Here is a 5768-nt window from a genome sequence, read left to right as displayed (position 1 = left end):
GACCGGCGACGAGGTGCGCTGGGGCTTCGAGCACCTCAAGCTCGATCCCACCAAGGTCGAGGCGCTCGGCGCCAAGGATCTGTTCCACTCCATCAATGTCAGCTGGGACAACCACGAAGGCGAAGGCTACGTGACCTTCCAGCAGTGGGACGGCAAGAAGTGGAACGTCGTCTCGGACTGGATCGCTCCCGACTGGGCATTGCTCAGGCCGATCATCGAGAAGTCGGCGGAAGCCTACGCGACCGAGAAGGGCATCAAGCTGCGCACCGCGGCGGATGCCGATGCGGTAGCCGCTACCAACTGATCCAACTGGCAGGGTGCCGGAGCAAGTTCCGGCGCCCTGCCATCCTCCTTTTAGAGCCGGGAAAGACGCGAGATGCCGGGCAATGACGTCATCCTTGTCGTGGACAATGTCCACGCCACCTACAACCACGCCATCACCGCGCTGCATGGCGTCAGCTTCGAGCTTCGGCGCGGCGAGATCCTGGCCCTGCTCGGCGCCAATGGTGCCGGCAAGAGCACGACGCTGAAGGCGGTCTCCAACCTGCTTCCGGCGGAGCGCGGCCAGATCAATGCCGGCGCGGTCCGTTTCGAGGGTGACGATGTCTTGCAGCGCAAGCCAGGCGACCTGGTGCGGGCCGGTCTCGTCCAGGTGCTGGAGGGCCGCCACTGCTTCAAGAGCCTCACCGTCGAGGAGAACCTGGTTTCCGGCGGCATCGGCCGCAGCGGGCGCCGCGCCGAGATCAGCCATGACCTCGAACGGATCTACGGACTCTTCCCCAGGCTCGCGGAGAAGCGCCGCACGCTTGCCGGGCTGACCTCGGGCGGCGAGCAGCAGATGACCGCGATCGGCCGGGCGCTGATGTCGCGGCCGCGCCTGCTGGTCCTCGACGAGCCGTCGATGGGACTCGCGCCGCTGGTCGTGCAGGACATCTTCCTGGCGTTGAAGAAGCTCAATCGTGAGACCGGGCTGTCGATTCTGGTCGCGGAGCAGAACTCGGCGGTCGCGCTGACATATGCCGACCACGCTACCGTCCTCGAGAACGGCGTTTCCGTGCTGTCCGGACCGGCCGCGGAGCTTCGCCAGCGCGAGGACGTTCGCGCCTTCTATCTCGGGCAGCAGGCTTCGCCCGCTGCACGGCTTCCTCACCTTCATGCCGTCGCCTAACAACTCCGAAGGAGCAATTGAATGACCGTCTCCAGCGTCAAGACCGACAAGGCCGCGGCCGCCGTGCCGCCGGTGCCAAGGCCGACCACTCCTGCGCATATCGTCAAGGACGACGCCGAGGCGATTGCAATCGCCCACCGGTTGGGGGCCGAATTCGTCAAGGAATCCTCCAGGCGCGATCGCGAGAGGATCTGGCCGGTGACCGAACTCGACCTGTTCTCGCAAAGCGGCCTGTGGTCGATCAATGTGCCCAAGGCGTTTGGTGGCCCGGAAGTGTCCTACGCGACTTTAGCCAAGGTGATCGAGATCATCTCGGCCGCCGATTCCTCGATCGGCCAGATCGCGCAGAACCATCTCGGCGTCGTCGCGGCCATCCGCACCGTCTCCGACAAGGACCAGCAGGCGCTGCTGTTCGCCGAGGTGCTGAAAGGCACGCGCTTCGGCAATGCCTTTTCCGAATTCAGCTCCAAGCGCGCGGCCGATTTCGAGACCAAGTTCACCGACGCTGGCGATCATGTCATCGTCAACGGCCAGAAATTCTATTCCTCCGGCGCGCTGCTCGCCCATCTGGTGCCGATCGTGGCGCTCGACGATGAGGGCCGCGCCTGGTACGCGATCGCCGACCGCGGCGCGTCCGGGCTGACGGTGATCGACGACTGGTCGAGCTTCGGCCAGCGCACGACGCTGTCGGGCACCGTCATCATCGACAACGTCAAGGTGCCGAAGACGCATCTCGTGCCGGGCTACAAGGGCTACGACAAGCCGACCGCCGACGGCGCCATCTTCCAGATCATCCAGGTCGCGGTCGACACCGGCATCGCGCAGGCGGCGATCGACGAGACGATCCAGTTCGTTCGGACCAGGAGCCGCGCCTGGATCGACAGCGGCGTCGACAATGCCTGGGACGACCCCTACACCGTCCAGGCCATCGGCGATCTGACGCTCCGGCTGCATGCCGCCCAGGCGCTGCTGGAAAAGGCCGGCCTGGCAATCGACAAGGCGGTTGCCGAACCGACCGCCGAGACGGTGGCGCATGCCCAGATCGTCACCGCGGAAGCCAAGATCCTGTCGACCGAGATCGCAATCGCGGCGACCAACAAGCTGTTCGAGTTGGCCGGCACACGCTCGACCTTGGCCGAGCACAATCTCGACCGGCACTGGCGCAACGCCCGCACCCATACGCTGCATGACCCGGTGCGCTGGAAATACGCCATCCTCGGCAAGTATTTCCTCAACGGCGAGAAGCCGCCGCTGCACGCCTGGAGCTGATCGCGCCGTTCCTTCGAGGCCGGCCTCGACCAGGTATTCGCCAAGCGGCGGCCCGACCGGGCCGCCGGTCTGTCAATTCAGGAGCCATCCGGGAGTCCGTTCCATGTCCAGCCCAGCAATCGTCGGCTTTTCCGGCAACATCACCCGACCGTCGAAGACGCGCAGCTTTGTCGACCTCGTCGTCCAGGACATCGCCACACGCCATGGCCTGGCGGGCCACACCTACGACATCGACGATGTCGGCCCGTCGTTGGGCGCGGCCAGATGGTCGCGCGATCTCGATGAGCAGGGACAGGCGATCCTGGCGCAGGTCATTGCCGCCGACGTGCTCGTGGTCGGCTCGCCGACCTACAAAGGCAGCTATACCGGGCTGTTCAAGCATTTCTTCGACCTGATCGATCCGTCGGCGCTGAGGGGCAAGCCCGTGCTGTTGACCGCGACCGGAGGCGGCGAGCGCCATGCCCTGATCGTGGAGCATCAGCTGCGGCCGCTGTTCGGATTTTTCGAGGCTTTCACTCTGCCCACGGCGGTGTACGCGACCGACAAGGATTTCACCGACGGTGTGCTCCGGTCCGAACTCATTCTGAAGCGGGCGGCGCAGGCTGTTGACCACGTTGCGGTTCTGCTTGCCGACAGGCCGGGTGTCAGATTGGCGGCGGAGTAGATTGCAGCTGCCCTTAACCAGGGAGCCGCAAGAAACGTTAGCTTCGCCGAGGATCGATGGGCTGCAAAGCTGGGAAGGGTTCCGATTATATCATGCTACCCTCGCGCGCCGTCACGGCGCACCGATGTCCCCGGAAAAGCGCTTGATAAGATCTTAGGAACGTGGCGCCCTTGAACAGGAGACGCGGTCACCCCCAGCCTTCGTCGTATAGTACATTGAGCGTCCAGCTTCAGAAGTCTGACATTGCCGACTGGCGAGCCGATGCGGTTTGCCGTCGTGAGGAACAGGTCGAGCCGGTCACGCGGCGGTGCCTGCGATGACCTGTCGATAAGGTCTGGGTGGTTATGGCTGTAGCCTTTGCCAGCCTACCGGGAGTTCGCTCGCCTGCAATTCGACTAACGGAAGGCAGGCAATTTATTGCGTGTCCAATCGAGACTCACTCGTACAATGGCGTCGAACCATCGGGAAACGCCATGAAACCTTTGGAAATAAGGATCGATGCCGACCGTCGATCCCTAGCCATCACGTGGGACGACGGCAGTCGAGCTGGTGTCCAGGCATCACAATTGCGCAAACTCAGCCGAGCGGCCCATCAGATCCGGTCCGCCCTCGAAGGAAAGGAGCATTCCTTCGACGACGTTACAATCGTTAGTGCCGAGGCTATCGGGTCCTACGCCATGCGTCTGGTTTTTTCCGATGGTCACGACCGCGGCATCTATCCCTGGCGCTATCTGCGCGAAATCACCCACACTCAGCGTTGAGCAGCACAATGGACCACCTTGTCGATGGGCTAGCCGAAGTCGCTTGCGATGTTCTGGTAATTGGCGGCGGCACAGCTGGCCCGATGGCCGCGTTGAAGGCCAAGCAGCGCAGCCAGGACCTAAAGGTCATTCTGCTCGAGAAGGCAAATGTTAAGCGATCGGGCGCGATCTCGATGGGCATGGACGGACTAAACAATGCCGTTGTGCCTGGCTACTCCACACCCGAGCAGTACACCAAGGAGATCACAATCGCCAATGACGGGATCGTCGACCAGGCGCCCATTGTCAAATATGCTTCGCGTTGTCATGAAATCATCGAGGAACTGGATCGCTTCGGTATACGCTTCCAAAAGACCGCCAACGGCGATTTCGACCTGAAGAAGGTTCATCATCTCGGAACCTACGTCCTGCCGATGCCGAATGGTGACACGGTAAAAAAGGCACTTTATCGCCAGCTCAGACGCGAGCGGATTCTGATCTCCAATCGCTACATGGCTACCCGCCTGTTGACCGCGAAGAATGGCCGGATCGCGGGAGCAATCGCGGTAAATACACGCTCCGCCGAGTTTCTCGTGGTTCGCGCGAAGACCGTGATCTTATGCATGGGCGCGGCGGGCCGGCTCGGCTTGCCGCATTCAGGCTACCTGTTTGGAACCTATGAGAACCCCACCAATTCGGGGGACGGGTATGCAATGGCTTATCACGCAGGCGCCGCACTCGCCAATCTCGAATGTTACCAGATCAACCCGCTGATCAAGGATTATAATGGTCCCGCCTGCGCCTATGTTGCGGGGCCATTCGGGGCATACACTGCCAACAACGAGGGCAGGCGCTTCATCGAGAGCGACTATTGGTCGGGACAGATGATGCAGGAGTTCTATAACGAGCTCAAGTCCGGCAAGGGGCCGGTTTTCCTGAAGCTCAATCACCTGCATTCCGACACGGTCAGCGAGATCGAAAGGATCTTGCACAGAGTCGAGCGTCCCTCACGCGGAAGATTCCATGAAGGGCGCGGGACCGATTACCGCAACAAAATGATTGAGATGCATATCTCTGAGATCGGCTTCTGTTCAGGCCATAGCGCATCTGGGGTGTTCGTCGATGAATATGCTCGCACGACCGTCGCCGGCCTTTACGCAGCGGGCGACATGGCCAGCGTTCCACATAACTACATGCTCGGCGCATTCACCAATGGCGCGATAGCTGGAGAACACGCGGCCGAAATCGCGGGTGAGGTTGACCTGCCGGAATTCGATAGCGATCTGCTCGGGCGGGAGCGGGAACGGGTGTTGGCGCCTACCCGGCGCGCCGACGGCATTCCGCCAAACCAGTTGGAATACAAGACCCGGCGCCTCGTCAACGACTATCTGCAGCCGCCAAAGGTCACCGCCAAGATGAAGATCGGGCAGGATAGGCTTGCCGAGGTGCGAGGCGATCTGGAGACAGCACTTGTCGCCCGCGACGCTCATGAGCTCATGCGTTGCCTAGAGGTCTCTTCGATCCTCGATTGCGCAGAAATGGCAGCCCATGCTTCGCTCTTTCGCACCGAAAGCCGCTGGGGCCTCTACCATCATCGCGTTGATCATCCGGAGAAGGACGACGCGAACTGGTTCTGCCACACCCTGCTGCGCAAGATTGACGGCCGAATGGTTTCCGAGAAGCGAGCCGTCCAGCCCTACCTCGTCCCTATCGAGGACGAAGAGCGGACAGCCTACGATCGTCTGCGTGTTTCCAAAAATGCTTGACTGGGAGAATATATGCCTCTCGCGCTTTCGCCTACCAGCATCCCCGTAGTCGTAGACGATGCAAAATGCATCGCAGACAAGGGCTGCACCGTCTGTGTCGACGTCTGCCCGCTCGACGTACTGCGCATCAGCGATTTGACCGGCAAAGCCTACATGAAATT

The 5768-nt window shown here is 61.7% G+C and carries 5 protein-coding genes and 2 pseudogenes; all 7 read left to right on the top strand.

Features of this window, described 5'->3' with window-relative positions:
- Nucleotides 1-304: pseudogene (locus tag EOA24_RS25180) on the top strand (ABC transporter permease); the annotation flags it as partial.
- Nucleotides 305-376: 72 nt separating this feature from the next.
- Complete coding sequence (locus tag EOA24_RS25175) at nt 377-1168, top strand: ABC transporter ATP-binding protein (RefSeq protein ID WP_127410167.1); 792 nt, start codon at nt 377-379, stop codon at nt 1166-1168.
- Between the two features lie 21 nt (nt 1169-1189).
- The gene (locus tag EOA24_RS25170) at nt 1190-2437 is read left to right on the top strand and encodes an SfnB family sulfur acquisition oxidoreductase (RefSeq protein WP_127410166.1); all 1248 of its coding nucleotides are present in this window, start codon (nt 1190-1192) and stop codon (nt 2435-2437) included.
- Nucleotides 2438-2540: 103 nt separating this feature from the next.
- Nucleotides 2541-3101, top strand: coding sequence for an FMN reductase (gene msuE, locus EOA24_RS25165; RefSeq protein ID WP_127410165.1), 561 nt, complete (start codon nt 2541-2543; stop codon nt 3099-3101).
- 473 nt (nt 3102-3574) lie between these two features.
- Nucleotides 3575-3862 (top strand): gamma-butyrobetaine hydroxylase-like domain-containing protein, encoded by a 288-nt coding sequence (locus EOA24_RS25160; protein ID WP_127410164.1) that lies wholly within the window; start codon nt 3575-3577, stop codon nt 3860-3862.
- 8 nt (nt 3863-3870) lie between these two features.
- The gene (locus EOA24_RS25155) at nt 3871-5607 is read left to right on the top strand and encodes a fumarate reductase/succinate dehydrogenase flavoprotein subunit (protein ID WP_127410163.1); all 1737 of its coding nucleotides are present in this window, start codon (nt 3871-3873) and stop codon (nt 5605-5607) included.
- 12 nt (nt 5608-5619) lie between these two features.
- Nucleotides 5620-5768: pseudogene (locus EOA24_RS25150) on the top strand (4Fe-4S ferredoxin); the annotation flags it as partial.

Source organism: Mesorhizobium sp. M2A.F.Ca.ET.039.01.1.1 (assembly GCF_003998035.1).
Taxonomy (GTDB): Bacteria; Pseudomonadota; Alphaproteobacteria; order Rhizobiales; family Rhizobiaceae; genus Mesorhizobium.
Note: the sequence above shows the minus strand (reverse complement) of the source record. Positions and strands in the feature narration are given on the sequence as shown.